This window comes from Microbacterium sp. HD4P20 (assembly GCF_019449275.2).
GTDB lineage: Bacteria > Actinomycetota > Actinomycetes > Actinomycetales > Microbacteriaceae > Microbacterium.
Genome location: NZ_JAHZQZ020000018.1, coordinates 56,648 through 75,607, shown reverse-complemented (window position 1 = coordinate 75,607; position 18,960 = coordinate 56,648). Strand labels below are relative to the sequence as shown.

General features: G+C 69.7%; 20 protein-coding genes and 1 tRNA gene. 9 read left to right on the top strand and 12 right to left on the bottom strand.

What is annotated here, in order from left to right; all coding sequences use genetic code 11:
- Window positions 1–38: 38 nt before the first annotated feature.
- A complete protein-coding gene (locus K0817_RS13645) occupies window positions 39–569 on the top strand; it encodes a nitroreductase family protein (protein ID WP_219982349.1) in 531 nt (176 codons plus the stop codon).
- Between the two features lie 31 nt (window positions 570–600).
- On the opposite strand, the gene K0817_RS13640 is transcribed toward K0817_RS13645, so the two are convergent.
- Window positions 601–1,533: a DMT family transporter gene (locus tag K0817_RS13640; protein WP_253735418.1), complete on the bottom strand. Its 933-nt coding sequence runs from the start codon at window positions 1,531–1,533 to the stop codon at window positions 601–603.
- 76 nt (window positions 1,534–1,609) lie between these two features.
- Between K0817_RS13640 and K0817_RS13635 the strand changes: the two genes are divergently transcribed.
- On the top strand, window positions 1,610–2,275 hold the full coding sequence (locus K0817_RS13635; protein WP_219982080.1) for a hypothetical protein: 666 nt from the start codon (window positions 1,610–1,612) through the stop codon (window positions 2,273–2,275).
- On the opposite strand, the gene K0817_RS13630 is transcribed toward K0817_RS13635, so the two are convergent.
- Together K0817_RS13630 and K0817_RS13625 are read right to left on the bottom strand one after the other, a co-directional pair.
- Window positions 2,275–2,347, bottom strand: a tRNA-Thr gene (locus K0817_RS13630). The genes K0817_RS13635 and K0817_RS13630 overlap by 1 nt on opposite strands.
- 38 nt (window positions 2,348–2,385) lie before the next feature.
- Window positions 2,386–3,357: a thioredoxin domain-containing protein gene (locus K0817_RS13625; protein WP_219982079.1), complete on the bottom strand. Its 972-nt coding sequence runs from the start codon at window positions 3,355–3,357 to the stop codon at window positions 2,386–2,388.
- A 220-nt stretch (window positions 3,358–3,577) separates the two neighbouring features.
- Here K0817_RS13625 and K0817_RS13620 point away from each other — a divergent pair, with 220 nt between their 5' ends.
- Both K0817_RS13620 and K0817_RS13615 read left to right on the top strand, forming a co-directional pair.
- Window positions 3,578–4,681: an ABC transporter ATP-binding protein gene (locus K0817_RS13620; protein WP_219982078.1), complete on the top strand. Its 1,104-nt coding sequence runs from the start codon at window positions 3,578–3,580 to the stop codon at window positions 4,679–4,681.
- Between the two features lie 79 nt (window positions 4,682–4,760).
- Window positions 4,761–6,062 carry a DUF4032 domain-containing protein gene (locus K0817_RS13615; RefSeq protein WP_219982077.1) on the top strand — a complete coding sequence of 434 codons (1,302 nt, stop codon included), beginning with the start codon at window positions 4,761–4,763 and terminating at the stop codon, window positions 6,060–6,062.
- On the opposite strand, the gene K0817_RS13610 is transcribed toward K0817_RS13615, so the two are convergent.
- The 3 genes from K0817_RS13610 to cysS form a co-directional block, all read right to left on the bottom strand.
- Window positions 6,059–6,700, bottom strand: coding sequence for an NAD(P)-dependent oxidoreductase (locus K0817_RS13610; RefSeq protein WP_219982076.1), 642 nt, complete (start codon window positions 6,698–6,700; stop codon window positions 6,059–6,061). The genes K0817_RS13615 and K0817_RS13610 overlap by 4 nt on opposite strands.
- A gap of 86 nt (window positions 6,701–6,786) precedes the next feature.
- On the bottom strand, window positions 6,787–7,785 hold the full coding sequence (gene rlmB / locus K0817_RS13605; RefSeq protein ID WP_219982075.1) for a 23S rRNA (guanosine(2251)-2'-O)-methyltransferase RlmB: 999 nt from the start codon (window positions 7,783–7,785) through the stop codon (window positions 6,787–6,789).
- Complete coding sequence (cysS, locus tag K0817_RS13600) at window positions 7,782–9,233, bottom strand: cysteine--tRNA ligase (protein WP_219982074.1); 1,452 nt, start codon at window positions 9,231–9,233, stop codon at window positions 7,782–7,784. The genes rlmB and cysS overlap by 4 nt, the downstream gene beginning before the upstream one ends.
- Before the next feature lie 40 nt (window positions 9,234–9,273).
- On the opposite strand from cysS, the gene K0817_RS18725 reads away from it, so the two are divergent.
- Together K0817_RS18725 and K0817_RS13590 are read left to right on the top strand one after the other, a co-directional pair.
- The gene (locus K0817_RS18725) at window positions 9,274–10,200 is read left to right on the top strand and encodes a DMT family transporter (protein ID WP_219982073.1); all 927 of its coding nucleotides are present in this window, start codon (window positions 9,274–9,276) and stop codon (window positions 10,198–10,200) included.
- Window positions 10,201–10,425: 225 nt separating this feature from the next.
- Entirely contained in the window at window positions 10,426–10,893 is a 468-nt protein-coding gene (locus tag K0817_RS13590) for a GNAT family N-acetyltransferase (RefSeq protein ID WP_219982072.1), read from the top strand.
- A gap of 13 nt (window positions 10,894–10,906) precedes the next feature.
- Here the strand turns inward: K0817_RS13590 and ispD are convergent, their stop codons facing one another.
- Window positions 10,907–12,097: a 2-C-methyl-D-erythritol 4-phosphate cytidylyltransferase gene (ispD, locus tag K0817_RS13585; protein ID WP_219982071.1), complete on the bottom strand. Its 1,191-nt coding sequence runs from the start codon at window positions 12,095–12,097 to the stop codon at window positions 10,907–10,909.
- 44 nt (window positions 12,098–12,141) lie between these two features.
- On the bottom strand, window positions 12,142–12,624 hold the full coding sequence (locus K0817_RS13580) for a CarD family transcriptional regulator (protein ID WP_127820162.1): 483 nt from the start codon (window positions 12,622–12,624) through the stop codon (window positions 12,142–12,144).
- A gap of 156 nt (window positions 12,625–12,780) precedes the next feature.
- Here K0817_RS13580 and K0817_RS13575 point away from each other — a divergent pair, with 156 nt between their 5' ends.
- Complete coding sequence (locus K0817_RS13575; protein WP_219982070.1) at window positions 12,781–13,254, top strand: DNA modification methylase; 474 nt, start codon at window positions 12,781–12,783, stop codon at window positions 13,252–13,254.
- Window positions 13,255–13,319: 65 nt separating this feature from the next.
- Here the strand turns inward: K0817_RS13575 and K0817_RS13570 are convergent, their stop codons facing one another.
- Both K0817_RS13570 and K0817_RS13565 read right to left on the bottom strand, forming a co-directional pair.
- On the bottom strand, window positions 13,320–14,003 hold the full coding sequence (locus tag K0817_RS13570; protein WP_219982069.1) for a response regulator transcription factor: 684 nt from the start codon (window positions 14,001–14,003) through the stop codon (window positions 13,320–13,322).
- Window positions 14,000–15,217: a cell wall metabolism sensor histidine kinase WalK gene (locus K0817_RS13565; RefSeq protein ID WP_219982068.1), complete on the bottom strand. Its 1,218-nt coding sequence runs from the start codon at window positions 15,215–15,217 to the stop codon at window positions 14,000–14,002. Before K0817_RS13565 ends, K0817_RS13570 begins: the two co-directional genes overlap by 4 nt.
- 165 nt (window positions 15,218–15,382) lie before the next feature.
- Here K0817_RS13565 and phoU point away from each other — a divergent pair, with 165 nt between their 5' ends.
- The gene (phoU, locus tag K0817_RS13560) at window positions 15,383–16,063 is read left to right on the top strand and encodes a phosphate signaling complex protein PhoU (RefSeq protein ID WP_219982067.1); all 681 of its coding nucleotides are present in this window, start codon (window positions 15,383–15,385) and stop codon (window positions 16,061–16,063) included.
- Between the two features lie 112 nt (window positions 16,064–16,175).
- On the opposite strand, the gene K0817_RS13555 is transcribed toward phoU, so the two are convergent.
- The gene (locus K0817_RS13555; protein ID WP_219982066.1) at window positions 16,176–16,925 is read right to left on the bottom strand and encodes a phosphoglyceromutase; all 750 of its coding nucleotides are present in this window, start codon (window positions 16,923–16,925) and stop codon (window positions 16,176–16,178) included.
- A gap of 82 nt (window positions 16,926–17,007) precedes the next feature.
- Here K0817_RS13555 and K0817_RS13550 point away from each other — a divergent pair, with 82 nt between their 5' ends.
- Entirely contained in the window at window positions 17,008–17,850 is an 843-nt protein-coding gene (locus K0817_RS13550) for a class I SAM-dependent methyltransferase (RefSeq protein ID WP_219982065.1), read from the top strand.
- Here K0817_RS13550 and K0817_RS13545 read toward each other — a convergent pair.
- Window positions 17,847–18,959: an aromatic acid exporter family protein gene (locus tag K0817_RS13545; RefSeq protein ID WP_219982064.1), complete on the bottom strand. Its 1,113-nt coding sequence runs from the start codon at window positions 18,957–18,959 to the stop codon at window positions 17,847–17,849. The genes K0817_RS13550 and K0817_RS13545 overlap by 4 nt on opposite strands.
- Window position 18,960: the final 1 nt, after the last annotated feature.

Sequence of the window (18,960 nt, the reverse complement as noted above, 5' to 3'; positions counted from 1 at the left end):
GCGCAGAAGCCGGGCGGACCGGCTCGGCGCTCGAAGCGATGCGGGCGCGGCGCTCGTGGTCGAAGGTGACCGATGAGGCGCCCACGCACTCCGAACTGCTGCGGCTCGTATCGGTGGCGGGACGCGTCGCCGATCACTCATCACTGCAGCCGTGGCGTCTGATCGAGCTGCGGGGCACCGACCGTGAGCGCTTGGGCCGGGCGATCGCCAAGGCCGAAGGCGACAAGGGCTCATCGTCCAAGCCGCTGCGCGCCCCGCTTCTCGTCGCGGTCGTCGCGAGCTACCGCAAGAGCGACAAGGTGCCGCGCTGGGAGCAGGAGGCCGTCGCTTCCGGCGTCGCACACGCGCTGAGCCTGCTCCTGGACGAAGCCGGATGGGGTGTGATCTGGCGCACCGGCCACTACACGCGGTCCAAGGCGGTCGCGAAGGCGCACGGCCTGACGAAGAACGAAGAGCTGTTGGGATGGCTCTACATCGGCGGCAAGCCCGCGCGGGGCGGGGCGGGGCGGCGCAAAGCCGTCGACGCGCGCCATGTGCTCACGCGCCTGCCGAAGCCGTCGAAGGACTGACTCTCGGTCGACGTCGCGTGGAGGCCTCCGCTCAAGGCCGGTTCCAGCGACGCCACGGCACCGCCGCGACGACGACCGAGACCAGCGCGACGGCGACCATCGCCAGCTCCTGTGGCAGACCGGGGCCGGCCGGAGCGGGCCAAACGACGTCGAGCACCAGCGAGGTCACCAGCTGTCCGACGACGGCCCCGAGGCCCAGCAGCAGCACACCGGTGTGCTGCACCACGACGGCGCCCAGCGCAATGTAGAGGACGCCGATCACCCCGCCCAGGTAGAGCCACGGCTCCGTCGGAAAGGGGGCTGGCGCACCTGTCGCCACGACATGCACGACGGCGGCGAGCGCCAGCAGCAGCGTGCCGCCCGCGAAGTTGACCAGCGTTGCGGTGAGCGGCGTGCCGACCCGCTGCCGCAGCCGGCCGTTCGTCGCCTGCTGCCAGGCGATGCCCGCTCCGGCGAGCACCGGCAGCAGAGCCATCCAGATCGGGATGCCGGTGAGACCGTCCCCCGCCAGAGCGATGCTGACGGCGGCCAGGGCGAGCACACCGCCCACCAGTCGAGGCACAGTGACCGCCACCACACCGGCGGGGCCGAAACCGGCACGGTCCAGGAGCAGGCCGCTCACCGTCTGCCCCGCCACCACACCGACCGTGAACAGCGAGACACCGATGAGGCCGACCGCCAGGCCCTGCGTCGCCACGGTGAGCGCACCGGCCGCCCCGCCCGCCAGCATCCACCACGGAATGCCTCGCGTGCGCACCCCCGCCACCAGCCTGCCGAACCCCGCGCGGCCGGCCGGCAGCAGACCCGACAGCGCGACCAGCAGCACCAGCCCCGAGCCGAACGAGACCAGCGCCGCCACGAACCCGTCTTCGAGACGAACGCCCAGCTGGCCGTTGATGCGCGCCTGGACCGCCGTCATCACGCCGATTCCCACCGCCGACACGAGCGCCAGCCATGCAGGCATTCGGTGGGCGGTCACTCGTCCCATCTTGCCCGCCTCACCAGGCTCGGGCGAACCGATGCCCCGGTTACCCTGGAGCGTGGCTGTCTCTCCTCGAACCCGCACGCTTCTCGCCTGGCTTCCGGCCACGGTGCTGGTGCTGATCATCGGCGGCGTGGTGCTGGCATCCCTCGCCATCCAAGGCTCGTGGTGGACCGAGGAGCGCCCGGCCGCGTCCGAAGACCAGAAGGCGCCGGATGGGTCGAGCATGCTCACCGACGCCGGCTTCGACTACGTCAACGTCGAGGGAGTGGTGCGGGTGCGCGTCGGCGAGGGCGGGCTGTCTGCCACCGAGCTGGGGCTCCCCGCCGACGGTGAGAAGTCCGCGGAGTTCCGCCGCCCGGTCCGGGCGATCGTCGCGGCCGGCGACCAGGTGTACGCCCTGGACGACATTGCCGGTCTGAGCGTGACGTCGCGGGATGATCGCCTCGCCACGGTGACACTGCGGCCCGATGTGGTGCGCGGGTGGGTGGGCGCGGTGGGGTACCTGCGTGCGTTGTCCGCCGAGTTCGGATGGGATGCCGCGCAGCTGGACGGTCTCGAGGAGGAGGTCGCCGACTTCAACCGGTCGGGCGAAGGCGAGACCTTCACGGCGACGATCGGGCCGTCGGCGGGCGGGGCAGCCATCGTGACGGGCACGCTCGTCTTCGACCGCGCGTCGGGCGCGACTCCGGTGACGATCACGTTCGAGCCGGCAACAGACTGAGCCGGCTACGGGACTCGAACCCGTAACCCCCTAATTACAAGTTAGGTGCGCTACCAATTGCGCCAAGCCGGCAGAGCGCCCAGTCTACCGACGCCGGGCGCTGCACCCGATCAGGGGGTGGGAGTCGCCGTCGGCGTCGGCGTGGCCGTCGGCGTGGGCGTCGACGCGTAGTAGGTGTCGCTCGCGACCGTGAGAACGAACTGCGCGAACTCCTTGGGATCGTCGAGCGCCCCGACGTACTGGGTGCCGTTGACGAGCACCATCGGGGTTCCGGTCAAGGCGACGCCGTCGGTGCCGGGAAGCTCCTTCAGCGCCCGCTCCGTCGCTGTCTTGGCCCACGAGGCGTACGACTGCTTCTCGATGCAGCCGCGCACGACCTTGGCACCGTCCAGTCCCGTTGCGATCGCGAGGTCGGCCAGCTCGGTGTCGTTGAACCCGTCGGAGTCGACGTCGGGCTGCTCCTTGAGGAGCGCGTTGTTGAACGCGAAGAAGTAGTCGGGCGAGTGCTGCGCGACGCACGCGGCTGCGGCGGCCGCGCGCAGCGAGTACTTGGTGCCGTTGGACTTGGCGGTGAGCATCGCGACGGGGTAGTAGGTCAGCGTGGCGGCGCCCTCGTCGACCCACTCCGAGAGCTGCTGCACGTTGGACACCTGGAAGTCGCGGGAGCCGGTCGAGAGGTAGTCGACGTACACGCGGATGTCGACGGCGGCGGTTTCGGCTGGAGTCGCGGTCGGCGTCGGCTCGGCGGGCGGCTCCGCGGTCGGAGTGGGCGTCTGCGCGCCCTGCACCGCGCCGTTCGCGGCGGACTCGTCGGTGGTCAGGCCGACACCGGTGACGCCGGTGACCATGAACCCGTCGTCGACGACATTGGCGGGACTCATGGTGGGCCGTGACGCGCTCGACGAGATGGTCCACGTGATGACGACCGCGGTGACGGCGACGACAGCCAGTACACCGGCTGCCAGCGAGGTGCGGCGGATCACGCGTGCGCGAGACTGGCGTGCCTGCACCTGCTGCGCCTTCTCACGCACAGCGTCGCGGCGCTCGCGGGCTGCGGCGTTCGATGACTCGTCGTTCGACATGAAACCTCTCGGAACTGACGGGGCCGTGAATCGGCCGTGGCCGCACGGGAGGCGGCCGAGTTCGATGGTAGTCAGAGACCCTGGGAAATGCCCAGACGCAACCTCCGCGGAGCCCGTGTCATACTGATTCTGCGCCCGATGGCGGGCGCGCGGGATAGCTCCCGCTCATCCATCACTACGGATCGTCCGGCACGTACCTGCCGGTGAAGGAGAAGAAAGCATGGCGTCCGTCACGTTCGACAACGCAACCCGCCTGTACCCCGGGGGCACCCGTCCCGCCGTGGACAAGCTCAACCTCGAAGTCGCCGATGGCGAGTTCCTGGTCCTCGTCGGCCCCTCGGGCTGTGGCAAGTCCACCTCGCTGCGCATGCTGGCCGGCCTCGAAGAGGTCAACTCGGGCCGCATCCTCATCGGTGACCGCGACGTCACAGATGTGCCGCCCAAGGACCGCGACATCGCGATGGTGTTCCAGAACTACGCGCTGTACCCCCACATGACGGTCGCCGAGAACATGGGCTTCGCCCTGAAGATCGCCGGCGTCGGCAAGGAAGAGCGTGCCGCTCGCGTGCTCGAGGCCGCGAAGCTGCTCGACCTCGAGGAGTACCTGACGCGCAAGCCGAAGGCCCTGTCGGGTGGCCAGCGTCAGCGTGTCGCTATGGGCCGCGCCATCGTCCGCCAGCCGCAGGTGTTCCTCATGGACGAGCCGCTGTCGAACCTCGACGCCAAGCTCCGCGTGCAGACCCGTACGCAGATCGCGTCGCTGCAGCGCCGCCTGGGCGTCACCACCGTCTACGTCACCCATGACCAGACCGAGGCCCTCACCATGGGCGACCGCATCGCGGTCCTCAAGGATGGCCTGCTCCAGCAGGTCGGCACGCCGCGCGACCTGTACGAGCGTCCCAACAACGTGTTCGTCGCCGGCTTCATCGGCTCGCCCGCGATGAACCTGTTCCCGTCACCGCTCGCGGAGGGCGGCGTGTGGTTCGGCTCGGAGGTCGTGCCGCTCGACCGTGACACCGTCGGTCGCGCGCACGGCAGCGAGGTCACCGTCGGCGTACGTCCGGAAGACATCGTCGTGGGCCCGGCAGACGGCAAGGGACTGTCGGTCGTCGTCGACCTCGTCGAAGAGCTCGGCGCGGACGGCTACCTCTATGGCCACACCGACATCGACGGCAAGCGCACCGATATCGTGGCGCGCGTCGACGGTCGCAGCCACCCGCACTCGGGTGAGACCGTCACACTCGCCGCAACCGCCGGTCACGTCCACGCGTTCGACATCGAGTCGGGTGAGCGCTTGAACGACGCTCCGGTCGTCTCGGCCTGACAGCAATCCCTCTGCGGCGCGGGCGGGTCTTCGACCCCCCGCGCCGCAGGCGTCTCCACCGCAGCCCGTGAGGAGTGACGTGTCCGACGCTTTGAGCATCACGGCCAGCAGCGTCGATCCCGGCCTGCTGACGCTGCCGTGGTCGACGCCGCTGGCCGACTGGCCGTCGAGCACCATCGTCTACCTGCCCAAGGGCATCTCGCGGCACCTGGTGCGCTTCGCCAACCTCTCGGGGCGCGTCGTGGCGGTCAAAGAGACCACCGAGGCGATGGCGCGCCGCGAGTACGACATGCTCGGCAACCTCACACGGCTCGACGTGCCGTGCGTTGATCGGGTCGCGGTCATCGCGGGAAGAACGGATGCCGCCGGCCAGGCGCTCCCGGCGGTGCTCGTCACGGCACACCTGAAGTTCTCGCTCCCCTATCGCGCGCTCTTCACGCAAGTGCTGCGCCCCGACACCGCGAACCGCCTCGTCGACGCGCTCGCGGTGCTCCTGGTGCGCCTGCACAACGTGGGCTTCTTCTGGGGCGATGTCTCGCTGTCGAACACTCTCTTCCGCCGTGACGCCGGTGCGTTCGCCGCCTATCTCGTCGACGCCGAGACCGGCGAGCTGCACGAGAGCGGCCTGACCCCCGGTCAGCGCGCGCACGATCTCGATGTGGCGCGCACCAACATCGCCGGCGAGATCATGGACCTCGAGGCGGGCGGCCGGCTCGAGGGCGGGGTCGATGCCATCGCCATCGCCGACGGCATCGTGTCGTCCTACCACTCGCTGTGGGCCGCCCTGACCGACACCGAGACGTTCCGCGCCGATGAGGCCTGGCGACTGACCGAGCGCGTGCAGCGCCTCAATGATCTGGGCTTCGACATCGGCGAGATGTCTATCCAGACCACCACCGACGGCGCCAAGGTGTCGATCCAGCCGAAGGTCGTCGATGCCGGACACCACCAGCGCCGGCTGCTGCGTCTGACGGGCCTGGACGTCGAAGAGAATCAGGCGCGCCGACTGCTCAACGACCTCGACGAGTTCCGCGCACGCATCTCGCGGCTGGGCGATGACGAGGAGATGGTCGCGCATGAATGGCTGACCCGCGTCTTCGAGCCCGTCATCAAGTCGATCCCGTGGGATCTGCGCGCCAAGCTCGAGCCGGCGGAGGTCTTCCACCAGCTGCTCGAGCACCGCTGGTATCTGTCACAGGCGAAGGGCAAGTCCGTACCGCTCGCCGAGGCGCTGTCGAGCTACATCGCCGACGTGCTGCGGCACCGCCGCGACGAAGCGACCCTGATGGGACCGTCGACAGAAACACTGTCGTTGTCGGTCATCACCTCCGCCAACCCCGTCATCGACGATGACGAGGTCGACTGGAGGGATCTCGTCTAGTACCCGACGGTGAAGCGTTCGCGCGAGTGCTTCGGGTTCTCGATCTCGTCGAGCACGGCCACGGCGAGGTCCGCGCCGGAGATGTACGACTCACCGTCGGCGTCGGTGACGATCACGTCGCCGCCGTCGCGGTACGAACCCGTACGCTCCCCCGGGTTCCACACGCCGAACCCGCCCGCCGGGTGGACGTAGAACCAGTCGCGTGCCGCGGGGCCGGCCTGCAGGTCTTCGAGGATGCCGATCGCCTCGAGCGCCTCGGGCTTGTACTCCTCGGTGAACGACGGCTGGTCGATCACGCGCTCGCCTCCCGGCGCCACCAGACTGCCGCCGGCACCGCCGATGACACCGACGCGCACGTCCGTGGGCAGGGCCTCGACCAGCTGGGCGACGTTCGGGCGCACCTGGCCGAGCATGTCACCGCGCGCGGGCACCGCCGCGATGACGACGTCGACGCCATCGATCTCGGCGGCGAGGCTCGGCACGTCCAGCAGCGTGCCCTCGACATACGTCGCGCCCTCGACGCGCTCGGCCGGAACCGATCGTGCGACCGAGACCACGGTGTGCCCGCGGGACACCGCCTCGGCGACGATGTTACTGCCGGCGTAGCCGGTTCCTCCGATGACGGCGATGCGTGCCATGGTCTCCCTTTCGACGAGTAATCCCTCATCCCAAGTGGAGCACGCCGCGATACATTCCCGCGAATGTGTTTCCGCTCGGCGAGAACTCAGTCCCGGGTGCTGCCCTCAGCCCGGGCGGTCGCGACCTGATAGAGAGCGACGGATGCCGCGATCCCGGCGTTCAGCGACTCGGTGGCGGCCGAGATCGGGATCGACACGATCTGATCGCATGTCTCGGTCACCAGGCGCGAGAGCCCCTTGCCCTCGGAGCCGACGACGATGACGACCGGACGGTCGGCGAGCTCGAGGTCCGGGAGAGAGACATCGCCACCGCCGTCGAGGCCGAGGACGAACACGCCCTGCTTCTTGAACTCCTTCAGCATCGAGGTCAGATTCGCGGCGATCGCCACCGGAATGCGCGCGGCCGCGCCGGCGCTCGTCTTCCACGCCGCGGAGTTGACGCTGGCCGACCGGCGCTGCGGAAGGATCACACCGTGCCCGCCGAAGGCGGCGGTGGAGCGGATGATGGCGCCGAGGTTGCGCGGGTCGGTGACGCCGTCCAGCGCCACGAACAGCGGAGTCTGGCCCCGGTCGATGACCTGTTCCAGCAGGTCCTGCGGGTGGGCGTACTCGTAAGGGGGCACCTTGAGCGCCACGCCCTGGTGCACACCGTCGAAGCCCGCCATGCGATCGAGCTCGGGCCGCGTGACCTCGAGGACCGGGATCTCACGGTGCGTCGCGATCGACAGCATCTCCTTGACACGATCGTCCATCTCGACGCGCTGGGCGATGTAGAACGCCGTCGCCGGGATCTTGGCGCGCAGCGCCTCGAGTACCGAGTTGCGCCCGGTGACGGTCTCGGTATCGTCGTCCTTCTTCGCCGGCCGCGAGGAGCGTGCGGGCGACGAGCCCGAGGCGCCCTTGCCGCCGGCTGCGGCGTAGCGCTCTGCCGCGGCCTTGCGCTTGCCGGCGGGGTGCCACGCGCGGTCCTCGGCCTTCGGAGTCGGTCCACGGCCCTCGAGCGAGCGCTTGTTCTTACCGCCGGTGCCCTTCGTGGGCCCCTTCTTCTTGCCCCTGCTCGCGCCGGGCCGTCCTGCCTTGTTCATGAGTTCTCCTTCGTGGGCGGACGCTCGCCGGACAGCGTCCAGTGAGTCCCGTCCGCCGTGTCTTCGAGGGCGATGCCGGCCGCCGCGATCGCGTCGCGGATGCGGTCGGCCGTCGCCCAGTCTTTGGCTGCGCGCGCATCGGCGCGCTGCGTGATCATGGTCTGCACGAGGGTGTCCAGAGCGGATGCCTCGGCCGAGGCATCCGTCGACGCCCACTGCGGGTCGAGAGGGTCGATCCCGAGGATGCCCGTCATCACCGCGACCTGCGAGAAGGCGCGCAGCGCCGCGTCGCGGTCGCCCGCGTCAAGGGCGGTGTTGCCGTCACGCACCGTCTCGTGCAGCACGGCCAGGGCTTGCGGCACGCCGAGATCGTCGTCGAGTGCATCCGCGAACCGCTGCGGCACCTCGGCGTTCATGCGGACGTCGGTCTCGTTCTCGCGCAGCGCGCGGAGTGCGCGCTCGAGAAACCCTCGGATCCGGTCGACGGCCGCCTCCGCCTCGTCGAACGACGAATCCGTGACGTCCAGGCTCGACCGGTAGTGGGCCGCTGCGAGGGCGTAGCGCACCACGAGCGGGTCGCGTTCGCGCAGCACGTCTTCGGCGAGCACGAAGTTGAACAACGACTTCGACATCTTCTGGGATCCGACGGTGACCAGGCCGTTGTGCACCCAGTATCGCGCGAAGCCGTCGCCCGCCGCCGTCGACTGCGCGAGTTCGTTCTCGTGATGCGGGAAGCGCAGATCGAGGCCGCCGCCGTGGATGTCGAACTCGGGACCCAGGTAGCGCCGAGACATCGCTGAGCACTCGATGTGCCAGCCGGGCCGACCGGCGCCCCACCGCGAATCCCATGCCGCCGACGCGGGCTCCTCGCGCTTCGCGCCCTTCCAGAGGGCGAAGTCCCGCGGGTCCCGTTTTCCGCGGGGATCGGCGTCGGCGGCCGGCTCCATCGCGTCCAGGCTCTGCCGGGTCAGCTCCCCGTAGCCGCGCCAGGACCTCACGTCGAAGTACACGTCGCCCGCGGCATCCGAATCGGCCGGCGCGGCATAGGCGTGGCCGGCCTCGATGAGCCGCTCGATGAGCTCCTGCATCTGCGGGATGGATGCCGTGGCCCGGGGCTCGTAGGTCGGCGGCAGAATGCCGATCGCGGTGTAGGCGCGCGTGAAGGCGAGCTCCATGCGGTACGCGAGGGCCCACCACGGCTCGCCGTCCGTGGCGTTGGCGAGCACCTTGTCGTCGATGTCGGTCACGTTGCGCACGAAGGTGACCCGGCCGAAGCGGTGCGTGAGCCAACGGCGGAGGATGTCGAAGCTCAGCGCGCCGCGCAGGTGACCGATGTGGGGCGCCGACTGCACCGTCGGTCCGCACACGTAGATGGTGACGTTTCCGGGGTCGAGTGGCACGAAGTCGCGCAGGATCTGCGCCTTGGTGTCATACAGCTGAACCGTCACCGCACCAGCCTACCGGCCGTGTATCGGCTAGAAATGGGAGGTGCACGTCCTCGCCGTCCTCGCCGCCGCGCTGCTGTTCGGCACCACCGGCACTTCGCAGGCGCTGGGGCCGGAGGGCACGACGCCGCTGTCCATCGGGGTCATGCGGATGGTGATCGGCGGCACCGGACTCGCGGTCTTCGCCTTCGCCCTCGCGGCACGTCATGCCCGCAGGCGCCAGGCGGGTGCGCTGCGCCCGACACCCGGCATCCGGCCCCTGTCGCTCATGGTGCTCACCGGCGCCTGCCTTGCGGTGTATCAGCCGCTGTTCTTCCTCGGAACGGGCCGCAACGGCGTCGCGGTCGGCACCGTCGTCGCGCTGGGCTCGGCTCCGATCCTGGCGGGGCTGCTGGAATGGGCGCTCACCCGACGGATGCCGTCTCCGACGTGGATGGGAGCGACTGCCCTTGCCACCCTCGGCGTCGTGCTCCTCGGCTTCGGCGGCGACGCCGGCGCCGCCGCCACGGATCCGATCGGGCTGCTCGGCTCGATCGGTGCAGGGGCGTCGTTCGCGGTCATCGCCAACGCCCAACGCCGCCTGCTGGATGAGGGATGGGATCCGTTCACCGTTGTCGGCGGCATGGGGGCGAGCTCGGCGGCACTGAGCGCGCTGGCTCTGCCCTTCGTCGATCTCGCGTGGCTCGGGACCACCTCCGGCCTCGTGATGGCGCTGTGGCTCGGCCTTGCCACCATCGCGATCGCCTACGTGATGTTCACGTGGGGGCTGAGCGGCCTCACGGCCGCGACCGCGGCGACCCTCACGCTGGGCGAACCGCTCACGGCGAGCGTGCTGGGCATCGCGGTCCTCGGCGAGCGGCTCTCGACGCTGGCGATAGTGGGCCTGGTGGTGCTCGCGGCCGGCCTCGCCCTTCTCGCGTGGGGATCCCGAAGCCCGCGCGACCCCGCCCCCTACGCCGTCGAGGCCTGACACCCCCCTCGACAGGTCCCCCTTGCCTTCTCGCCGAGCATGTCCCTTCTGACGCGAACATGTGGGTTTCTCGCCGAGCATGTAGACATGCTCGGTGTGAGACCCACATGGTCGTCGCAGAACAGACATGCTCGGCGGAAAGGGCGGGGCGGGCGGGGCGCGGGGCGTGAAAGAGGGGCGGGGCGAAACATTTTGGCAATGCGGGAGTGGCACACTGGGCGCGCTATGCAGCGCACCATCGAGATCCGCACCGACGACCTCACCGGCCAGGAGGCGAGGCATCTGATCGCCTTCCACCTCGCCGGCATGCACGACACGTCGCCCGCCGAAAGCGTGCACGCTCTCGACGTGGACGCGTTGCGGCATCCGTCGGTCACCGTCTGGTCGGCGTGGATCGACGGTGAGATCGCCGGCATCGGCGCATTGAAAACGCTCGATAGCGAGCGCGGCGAGGTGAAATCCATGCGGGTGAGCGACCGATTCCTCGGCTCCGGAGTCGGGCGGGCGCTGCTGCGACACATCATGACCGCCGCTCGCGAGCGCGGCATGACCAGCCTGTGGCTCGAGACCGGCACGACGCCGGATTTCCTCGCCGCACAGCGGCTGTACGAAAGCGAGGGCTTCTCGCCGTGCGGCCCGTTCGGGGACTACACGCTCGATCCGTTCTCGATATTCATGACCCGCGGTCTCTGACCGGGGCGGCGCATCATGCCGGGCTGACGAGCGCGACGGCGAATGCCGCGACGCCCTCGCCGCGACCGGTGAACCCCAGACCATCGGTAGTCGTCGCCGAGATCGACACCGCGGCTCCTCCGAGCGCCGCCGACAGCGCACGCTCGGCCTCGCCGCGACGCGGCGCGAAGCGGGGACGATTCGCCTGCACCTGCACCGACACGTTCCCCACCAGCCAGCCCGCCTCTCGCAGCAAGTCCAGCGTCCGTCCCAGGAACACGTCGGCGTGCGCACCCGCGTACTCCGGGTGATCGGTGCCGAAGTGCGTTCCGATGTCGCCTAGCCCGGCGGCCGCGAGCAGCGCGTCGACAATGGCGTGCGCGACGGCATCCCCGTCCGAATGACCCGACAGCGCCGGCTCGCCGGGCCACTCGAGGCCCGCCAGCCACAGTGCACCCTCGGCGCCGAACGCATGCACATCGGTACCCATGCCCACCCGCTGCAGGGCCGGCGCAACACGATGTGCTGGCGGGATCGGCGCCACGAGGTGGCGTGCGCGATCCAGGTCGGCCGCGGTCGTGATTTTGAAGGCGAGCGGATGCCCCGGCACGGCCGTGACGGCTTGCCCTGCTGCCGCGACCAAGGCAGCGTCGTCGGTGAAGTCCTCGGTGGCCACGGCATATGCCCGTTCGAGAACATCTCGCCGGAAGCCCTGCGGAGTCTGCGCCGCAGAGAGCTCGGCGCGATCCACGGCGGCCACGATCTCGTCGCCGGCGACCCGCTTGAGCGTGTCGATCACAGGCAGCACCGGGATGGCGCCCACTGCACCAGTCTGGATCGCCGCGATCACGCGCTCGAAAACCTCGGCGGGCGTGAGTGCACGCGCCGCATCGTGGACGAGGACGATCTCGACGTCGCGCGGCAGCGCCGCCAGGCCCGCCGCGACGGAAGCCTGACGCGTCGCGCCGCCGGGGACGACCGTGACCGGATCCCGGCGACCGCCCGCCGCCGCGAACACCTCGGCATCGGCGTCCGACTCGCGGCCGGGAGGCGCGACGACGACGACATCCGATGCCCGCGCTGCGAAGACTCCGTCCAACGCGTGGCGCAGGATCGTGCCATCGTCGATCGGCACGAACGCCTTGGGCGCACCGGCGCCTAAGCGGGTTCCGGATCCGGCCGCGACGACGACGACACCGACGCGCGGGACCGAAGGCTGGCTCACACTCCCACGCTACCGGCGAGGTCCGCTCGTGAGCGACAGGCGGCTCAGGAAGCCAGGACCTCGTCGAGGATCACGCTGGCCTGCTCCTCATCGGTCTTCTCGGCCAGTGCCAGCTCCGAGATCAGGATCTGCTTCGCCTTGGCCAGCATGCGCTTCTCGCCGGCCGAGAGCCCGCGGTCCTGGTCGCGGCGCCACAGATCGCGAACGACCTCGCTCACCTTGATGACATCACCCGAGGCGAGCTTCTCGAGGTTGGCCTTGTACCGGCGCGACCAGTTCGTCGGCTCCTCTGTGAAGGGAGCACGCAGCACCTCGAAGACCTTGTCGAGGCCTTCCTTGCCGATGACATCGCGGACGCCGACGAGATCGACGTTCTCAGCGGGAACCTCGATGATGAGGTCGCCCTGCGTGACATTGAGCTTCAGGTACTTCTTCGTCTCGCCCTTGATGATGCGGTCTTTGACCTCGATGATCGTTGCCGCGCCGTGGTGGGGGTAAACGACCGTCTCGCCAACCTCAAAAAGCATGGAGTTATGTCCTTTCGGCAACCTCCAGGATACCACAGGAGAAATACGCTAAGGTTCTCCGCCCCAGGCCAGGAGAGGCCAAGGACCAGCTCACCGCGACCGCGACCGCGTGCCCATAGAATGCATGGGAAGCCGTCATCCGTCCCGGGAGGATCTGTGTACTCGCGCCCCATCGCGTCGCTCGCCATCGGAGCCGCGCTCGTCCTCACCGCCACCGGTTGCAGCATGCTCGCGCCGCAGGCCACCACGATCGATTACTCCGCCGCCGAGGGCACGAACGTCTACGGCGCCGGCCCGGTCGAGGTCCGCAACGCGCAGATCGTCGCCACCGAGGACGGCTCCGAGGGCAACTTCGTCGCCGCCCTGGTCAATGACACCGAGGAATCCCACACGCTGAACATCGAGTTCCGCAGTGAGGAATCCGAAATCACCCTGTCGGTCCGCGTGCCGGCCAACACGGTCCTGAGCCTGGGCGCGGAAGACGAGGACCCGCTCCTCCTCGAGGACCTCGACACGCTTCCGGGACAGGACATCGACGGGTACTTCCAGTCCGGCGACGCGGAGGGCGTTCTCATCTCGGTGCCCGTTCTCGACGGCACCCTGGACTACTTGGCGCCGCTGGCCCCCTGATCTCTCAGCGGCCCTGCCGCACGCGAAGGGCGCCTCGTCCGCGGACGAGGCGCCCTTCGCGCTCCTCAGCCCTCGAAGCGGTAGCCCAACCCCCGCACGGTCACCAGCATCTCGGGCGAACTCGGGCTCTTCTCGATGCGCGAGCGGATCCGCTTGATGTGCACGTCGAGCGTCTTGGTGTCGCCGAAATAGTCGCTCCCCCATACACGGTCGATGAGCTGCCCCCGCGTGAGCACCCGGCCGGCGTTGCGCATCAGCACCTCGAGCAGCTCGAATTCCTTCAACGGCATGTTGATCTCGGAGCCGTCCACAGCCACCGTATGGCGGTCGATGTCGAGCACCACGCGACCACCCTCGAGCACGCGGTCCTCGAGGTCGGCATCGAGCTGCGAGAACCGCCGCAGGACGGCCCGCATGCGCGCGAGGAGCTCTCTCGCCGAGTACGGCTTGGTCACGTAGTCGTCCGCGCCGAGCTCGAGCCCCACGACGATGTCGACCTCGGAGTCTTTGGCCGTCAGCATGATGATCGGCACCGCTGAAGTGGTGCGGATCTGCCGGCACACTTCGGTTCCCGGCATCCCCGGCAGCATCAGGTCGAGAAGGACGATGTCGGCTCCTCGCTCGCGGAAACCTGTCAGGGCGGCCGGGCCGTCCTCGGCGATCTCGACGTCATACCCTTCGCGTCGCAGCAGATAGGCCAGCGGATCCGAGAGGTCCGGCTCGTCCTCGACGATCAGAACGCGGGTCATACGGGGTCTCCGTTCGTGGAAATCGGGCGTGAGGTCGCCCCGGCGGTGGGCCGCTTCTTCTTGCGGCTGCGCTTGGGCGAGGAATCGGTGGCGGGTGCATCGATCTGCGGCAGGCGGATCGTGAATGTCGAGCCGCGGCCAGGACGCGACCACAGCCGAACCTCGCCGCCGTGGCGCTGCACCGCGTGCTTCACGATGGACAGTCCCAGACCGCTGCCGCCGGTGCGACGCGCACGCGCCGGGTCGGCGCGGTAGAAGCGCTCGAACACCCGGTCCTGCTCGCCCTCTGCGATACCGATGCCGCGATCGGTCACGGCGATCTCGACGATGCCCTCGGCGGTCTTCACGCCGATCCCCACGCTCGACCCGCGCGGTGAGTACGCGATGGCATTCGCGATCAGATTGCCGACCGCCTCGCTGAGCACCTGAGCGTCGCCACGCACGTAGACACCGCGCGTTCCACCGCGCACCACGTCGACGCCGGCCGAGTCCGCCTGAATGGCGTGGGCGTCCAGGGCAGAGGCGACGACCTCGTCGATCGAGACGTCCTGCTGGGTCAGCTCATCCGACGCCTGCAGGCGCGACAGGTTCATGATGCGCGACGTGAGAAGGGCGAGACGGGATGCCTCGGCCGAGAGCCTCGCCGCGAAGATGCGCACCTGCGGCGGATCGTCGGCGGCGGATTCGATGGCCTCGGCGAGCAGACTGACGGCGCCGACCGGCGTCTTCAGCTCGTGGCTGGTGTTGGCGACGAAGTCCCGGCGCATCTCTTCCACCCGCTCGCGCTCGGTGATGTCGCGCAGCACCAGAAGAGTGAGACGCGGCGAGATGCGGCTGGCGCGCACCACGACCAGGCGCGGCTCGGCCGGAGGCGCGCCGCGCCGAAGCCGCAGGGTCTCCGTCGCCGTCGTCTCGGCGCTGCGCGCGCCGCGGGCGACGTGCCGGAGCTCGTCGGCCGGCAACGCTCTGCCCTCGATGAGGTCGAAGGGCGCCGCCGCGGCGGACGCCGCGAGGACCGTCGACGATGCGTCCACGACCACGGCGGCGTCGTCCATGCCGTGAAGCACCTCGCGAACCCCGTCGGGGATGTCCAGCGAGGTCTCGGCCCGCGCACGATCACGTGCGCGCAGCGAGACGACGATGACCGCGGAAATCGAGCCCCCGATGACGATGCCCGCCAGAAGGGCCAGCAGCGCGAGCTGCGTGGTGTGCATGCCAACAGCGTAGGGGCATGCCGGGCGGCGTCCTGTCCGGGCGTCAGAGCCCGGCTACGCGAGCCGACTACTATTCACCACGGCGGCACCATCCGTTAACCTTCGCTGGCGAGAATCGCCGAGGCGCGGGGCAGGTGCGTGCCCGGATTCAGAAAGGTGCATCGCATGCGCGAAGTGTTCCACCAGTCGCTCGAGGACGTCCAGGGACGTCTCGTCGAGATCGCCGAACTCGTGACGGTGGCGATCGACAAGGCGACGCGGGCCTTCGGCACGAGTGATGTCGCACTCGCCGAAGAGGTCATCGACGCCGACGCCGTCATCGACGAGAAGGCGATCGCTCTCGACGAGCTCGCCATCGAGATCCTCGCCCGCCAGCAGCCGGTCGCACGTGACCTGCGCATCGTCGTGAGCGCGCTGCGGATGAGCGCGTCGCTCGAGCGCATGGGCGATATCGCCGAGCACATTGCGCAGCTCACGCGCATGCGCTTCCCCGAGCGGGCCATCCCGAAGGGTTTGAAGTCCACCTTCCTGAAGATGGGCGAGCTCGACGTTGAGGCGGCGCGCCAGCTCGCCGACCTGCTGCGCACGCAGGACCTCACGATGGCCGAGGCGATCCGCAACGCCGACGACAAGCTCGACGAGCTGCACCTGTCGGTGTTCGAGAAGGTCCTCAGCGACAGCTGGCAGGGCGAGGCGGCGGCGACGGTCGATGCGACGCTGGCCAGTCGCTACCACGAGCGGTTCGCCGACCACGCCGTGTCGGTCGCGAAGAAGGTCGCGTACCTCTCGACGGGCGACTGGACGATGTCGACCGACACGATCGACATCGTCGCCCCGCAGGAGTAGTCAGCCGCAGAATCTACGCCGCTCGTTGAGCGAGCGGAGCGAGACGAAACGCCCTGGATTCCTCCGGGGCGTTTCGTCTCGCTCGTTCCTCGCTCGCTCGACGAGCGATGGGTCAGCCCTTGCCCTGATTGGCGACCGCGGCGGCACCGGCGGCCGCGGCTTCCGGGTCGAGGTACTCGCCGGTTCCGATCGGCTTCAGGTCTTCGTCGAGGCGGTACACCAGCGGGATGCCGGTGGGGATGTTCAGCTCGGCGATGTCGGCGTCGCTGATGCCGTCGAGGTGCTTCACGAGACCGCGCAGGGAGTTGCCGTGCGCCGTCACCAGCACCGTCTTGCCTTCCCGCAGGTCGGGCACGATGTCGCTGTGCCAATAGGGCAGCATGCGGTCGATCACGAGCTTGAGCGACTCGGTGTCGGGCACGTCGCCGTCGATGCCGACATACCGGGGGTCGCCGGCCTGGCTGTACTGGTCGTCGGCGGGCAGGGGCGGGGGCGGCACGTCGAACGAACGGCGCCAGAGCATGAACTGCTCCTGGCCGAACTCCTCGAGCGTCTGTGCCTTGTCCTTGCCTTGCAGGGCGCCATAGTGACGCTCGTTCAGACGCCACGTGCGCTTCACGGGGATCCACAGCCGGTCCGCGGTGTCGAGCGCGATATCGGCGGTCTGGATCGCGCGGCTGAGCAGCGACGTGTGGAGGACGTCCGGCAGGATGCCCGACTCGGCGAGCAACTCCCCGCCGCGCGCGGCCTCGGCCTTGCCCTGCTCGGTGAGGCGGACATCGACCCAGCCCGTGAACTGGTTGGTCTTGTTCCACTCGCTCTGGCCGTGTCGGAGGAGGATCAGCGTATGGGGCGCGGTCATGGCCCCCATGATATCGGCGCCGCGTAGGCTGCCCCGGTCGCGTGACGCGCAGGACAGCTGCTCTCGGTGGGACGATGGGCTCATGCCTTCCGCCCGCTCGTCCTCGGCCGTGGTCGGGCAGATCACGCGCGGGACGACGGGTACCAACCGGCTGCGGCGCGTGGATCGCTGGATCGCTCGCCACGCGGCACTGCGACGGGCCGCGGATCCGCTCGTGATCGACCTCGGGTATGGCGCGAGCGGCGTGACGGCTTTGGAGCTGCACGCGCGCCTTGCCCGCGTCCGCCCGGATGTGGAAGTGCTCGGCCTCGAGATCGATCCCGCCCGCGTGGCGCGCGCCCGCGCGCAGCTGGCCGAGTTGCGGGCGGGGACGACCTCATTCGCGGCCGATGCGCACGTGTCATTCGCGCGTGGTGGTTTCGAGGTGCCGGTGCCGGAGGATCGGCGACCGGCGGTGATCCGCGCCTTCAACGTGCTCCGCCAGTACGACGAGCACGACGTGCCTGCCGCGTGGACCTCGATGGCGGCACGGCTCTCGACCGATGGCGTGCTCGTGGAGGGCACGTGCGACGAGCTCGGACGTATCGCGACCTGGGTCGCCGTCGGAGCCGACGCCGTGCCGCGCACCTTCACCGTCTCGCTCCGCCTCGCGGGGCTGGAGCGTCCCTCGATCGCCGCGGAGCGACTCCCGAAAGTGCTCATCCACCGGAACGTGCCCGGCGAGCGCGTGCACGCTCTGCTGACCGCACTCGATGCGGAGTGGGATCGCGCCGCGGCGGTGTCGCCGTTCGGTGCCGAGCACCGTTGGCGCACGAGCGTGGCCGCGCTCGAGGCATCCGGATGGCCTCTGCGGGAGCGTTCACGATGGCGGTTGGGCGAGCTGACGGTGCCGTGGGATGCCGTGGCCCCGCGCACGGAGGACTAGAGGCGTGGCAGCACCGCGCGGGCATCGACCGAGGTCATCCCCGTCGCGGTGAGCAGGTCCACCGCGAGCGGACGCAGCGCCGTGATGAGGTTCTGCTCGCTCACCGACCCGTCCGGGAGGATGCCGACGGGATCGAGTCGGGCAGCCACCGCCCCGACGGCCTCCCGCGCGATCGGCTGCAGGGCGATGTCGTCGAGGCTCTCCTCCACCAGCGTCGCCGCGCGCATCAGCTCGGCGAGCAGCTCCGCCAGCACGGGCCGTCGCTGCCCGTCGTCGCACAGGTACACGGCGCGACGAGCGACGACCCGGAGATTGCGCGTGGCCAGATCCATCGCGTCGAGCACGGCGCGATGCCGTCGCAGCTCGGCACGCTGCGGCCGCAGCCACGGCGAGAACGACGAGACGGCGATGCTCGATTCCAGGGATGCGCGCCAGTTGTCGACGTGCGGAGCGATCGCGCGAGCCTTCTCGAGCCCGCGCGCCGCCCGCAGCGCGTCGCCGCGACGCAGCGCCTGCACGATCGTCCTGGCGGCGTCGGCGGCGGCCGAGAAGACGGTGCGCCCGTCGCGCACTTCTTCGCGGCGCGGGTTGCGCGGAATGAGCGCGGTCACCAAGAGAGCGGCAACCCCGCCGACGGCGCCGTCTGCAAGCCGGTCGAACGGTTGAGAGGCCGGAAGGGTCATGACGATCACCGCCTGCACGGCCGCCATGATCGCGAACGGCGGGTAGGGCGAGAGGAACCGCGCGACGAACAGGGTCGCCCCCAGCGCGAGGGCGAGTTGCCACCAGCCGGGCCCCACCACGAGCACGAACGCATCGGCGACGATGATGCCCACCAGCATCCCGATCACCGTCTCGAGCACGCGCCGTGGCCTCGCGTCGCGCACCAGCCCGAGGCTCGAGACGGTGACCGTCGCCGCCAGCAGTGGCGCGGGATGCCCGAGCACGTACAGCGAGAACGCCCATGCGCCGGTGGCGGCGACCGTGATCTGCACGATGGCGATCGCCGAGTCCCGCACGCGCCAGGCGTTGGGCCGCAGATCCAGGCGCGCACGCCACCCCGTCGGCACCGCTCGGGTGATGGGAGCCGAATCGGCGTCGCCGCTCACG

Bases quoted from the DNA above. Each gene is read 5' to 3' on its own strand.
- K0817_RS13645 (WP_219982349.1), top strand. From the start codon at position 39: ATGCGGGCGCGGCGCTCGTGGTCGAAGGTGACCGATGAGGCGCCCACG.
- K0817_RS13640 (WP_253735418.1), bottom strand. From the start codon at position 1,533: ATGCCTGCATGGCTGGCGCTCGTGTCGGCGGTGGGAATCGGCGTGATG.
- K0817_RS13625 (WP_219982079.1), bottom strand. From the start codon at position 3,357: ATGTCGAACGACGAGTCATCGAACGCCGCAGCCCGCGAGCGCCGCGAC.
- K0817_RS13620 (WP_219982078.1), top strand. From the start codon at position 3,578: ATGGCGTCCGTCACGTTCGACAACGCAACCCGCCTGTACCCCGGGGGC.
- K0817_RS13610 (WP_219982076.1), bottom strand. From the start codon at position 6,700: ATGGCACGCATCGCCGTCATCGGAGGAACCGGCTACGCCGGCAGTAAC.
- rlmB (WP_219982075.1), bottom strand. From the start codon at position 7,785: ATGAACAAGGCAGGACGGCCCGGCGCGAGCAGGGGCAAGAAGAAGGGG.
- K0817_RS13590 (WP_219982072.1), top strand. From the start codon at position 10,426: ATGCAGCGCACCATCGAGATCCGCACCGACGACCTCACCGGCCAGGAG.
- K0817_RS13580 (WP_127820162.1), bottom strand. From the start codon at position 12,624: ATGCTTTTTGAGGTTGGCGAGACGGTCGTTTACCCCCACCACGGCGCG.
- K0817_RS13570 (WP_219982069.1), bottom strand. From the start codon at position 14,003: ATGACCCGCGTTCTGATCGTCGAGGACGAGCCGGACCTCTCGGATCCG.
- K0817_RS13565 (WP_219982068.1), bottom strand. From the start codon at position 15,217: ATGCACACCACGCAGCTCGCGCTGCTGGCCCTTCTGGCGGGCATCGTC.
- phoU (WP_219982067.1), top strand. From the start codon at position 15,383: ATGCGCGAAGTGTTCCACCAGTCGCTCGAGGACGTCCAGGGACGTCTC.
- K0817_RS13555 (WP_219982066.1), bottom strand. From the start codon at position 16,925: ATGACCGCGCCCCATACGCTGATCCTCCTCCGACACGGCCAGAGCGAG.
- K0817_RS13550 (WP_219982065.1), top strand. From the start codon at position 17,008: ATGCCTTCCGCCCGCTCGTCCTCGGCCGTGGTCGGGCAGATCACGCGC.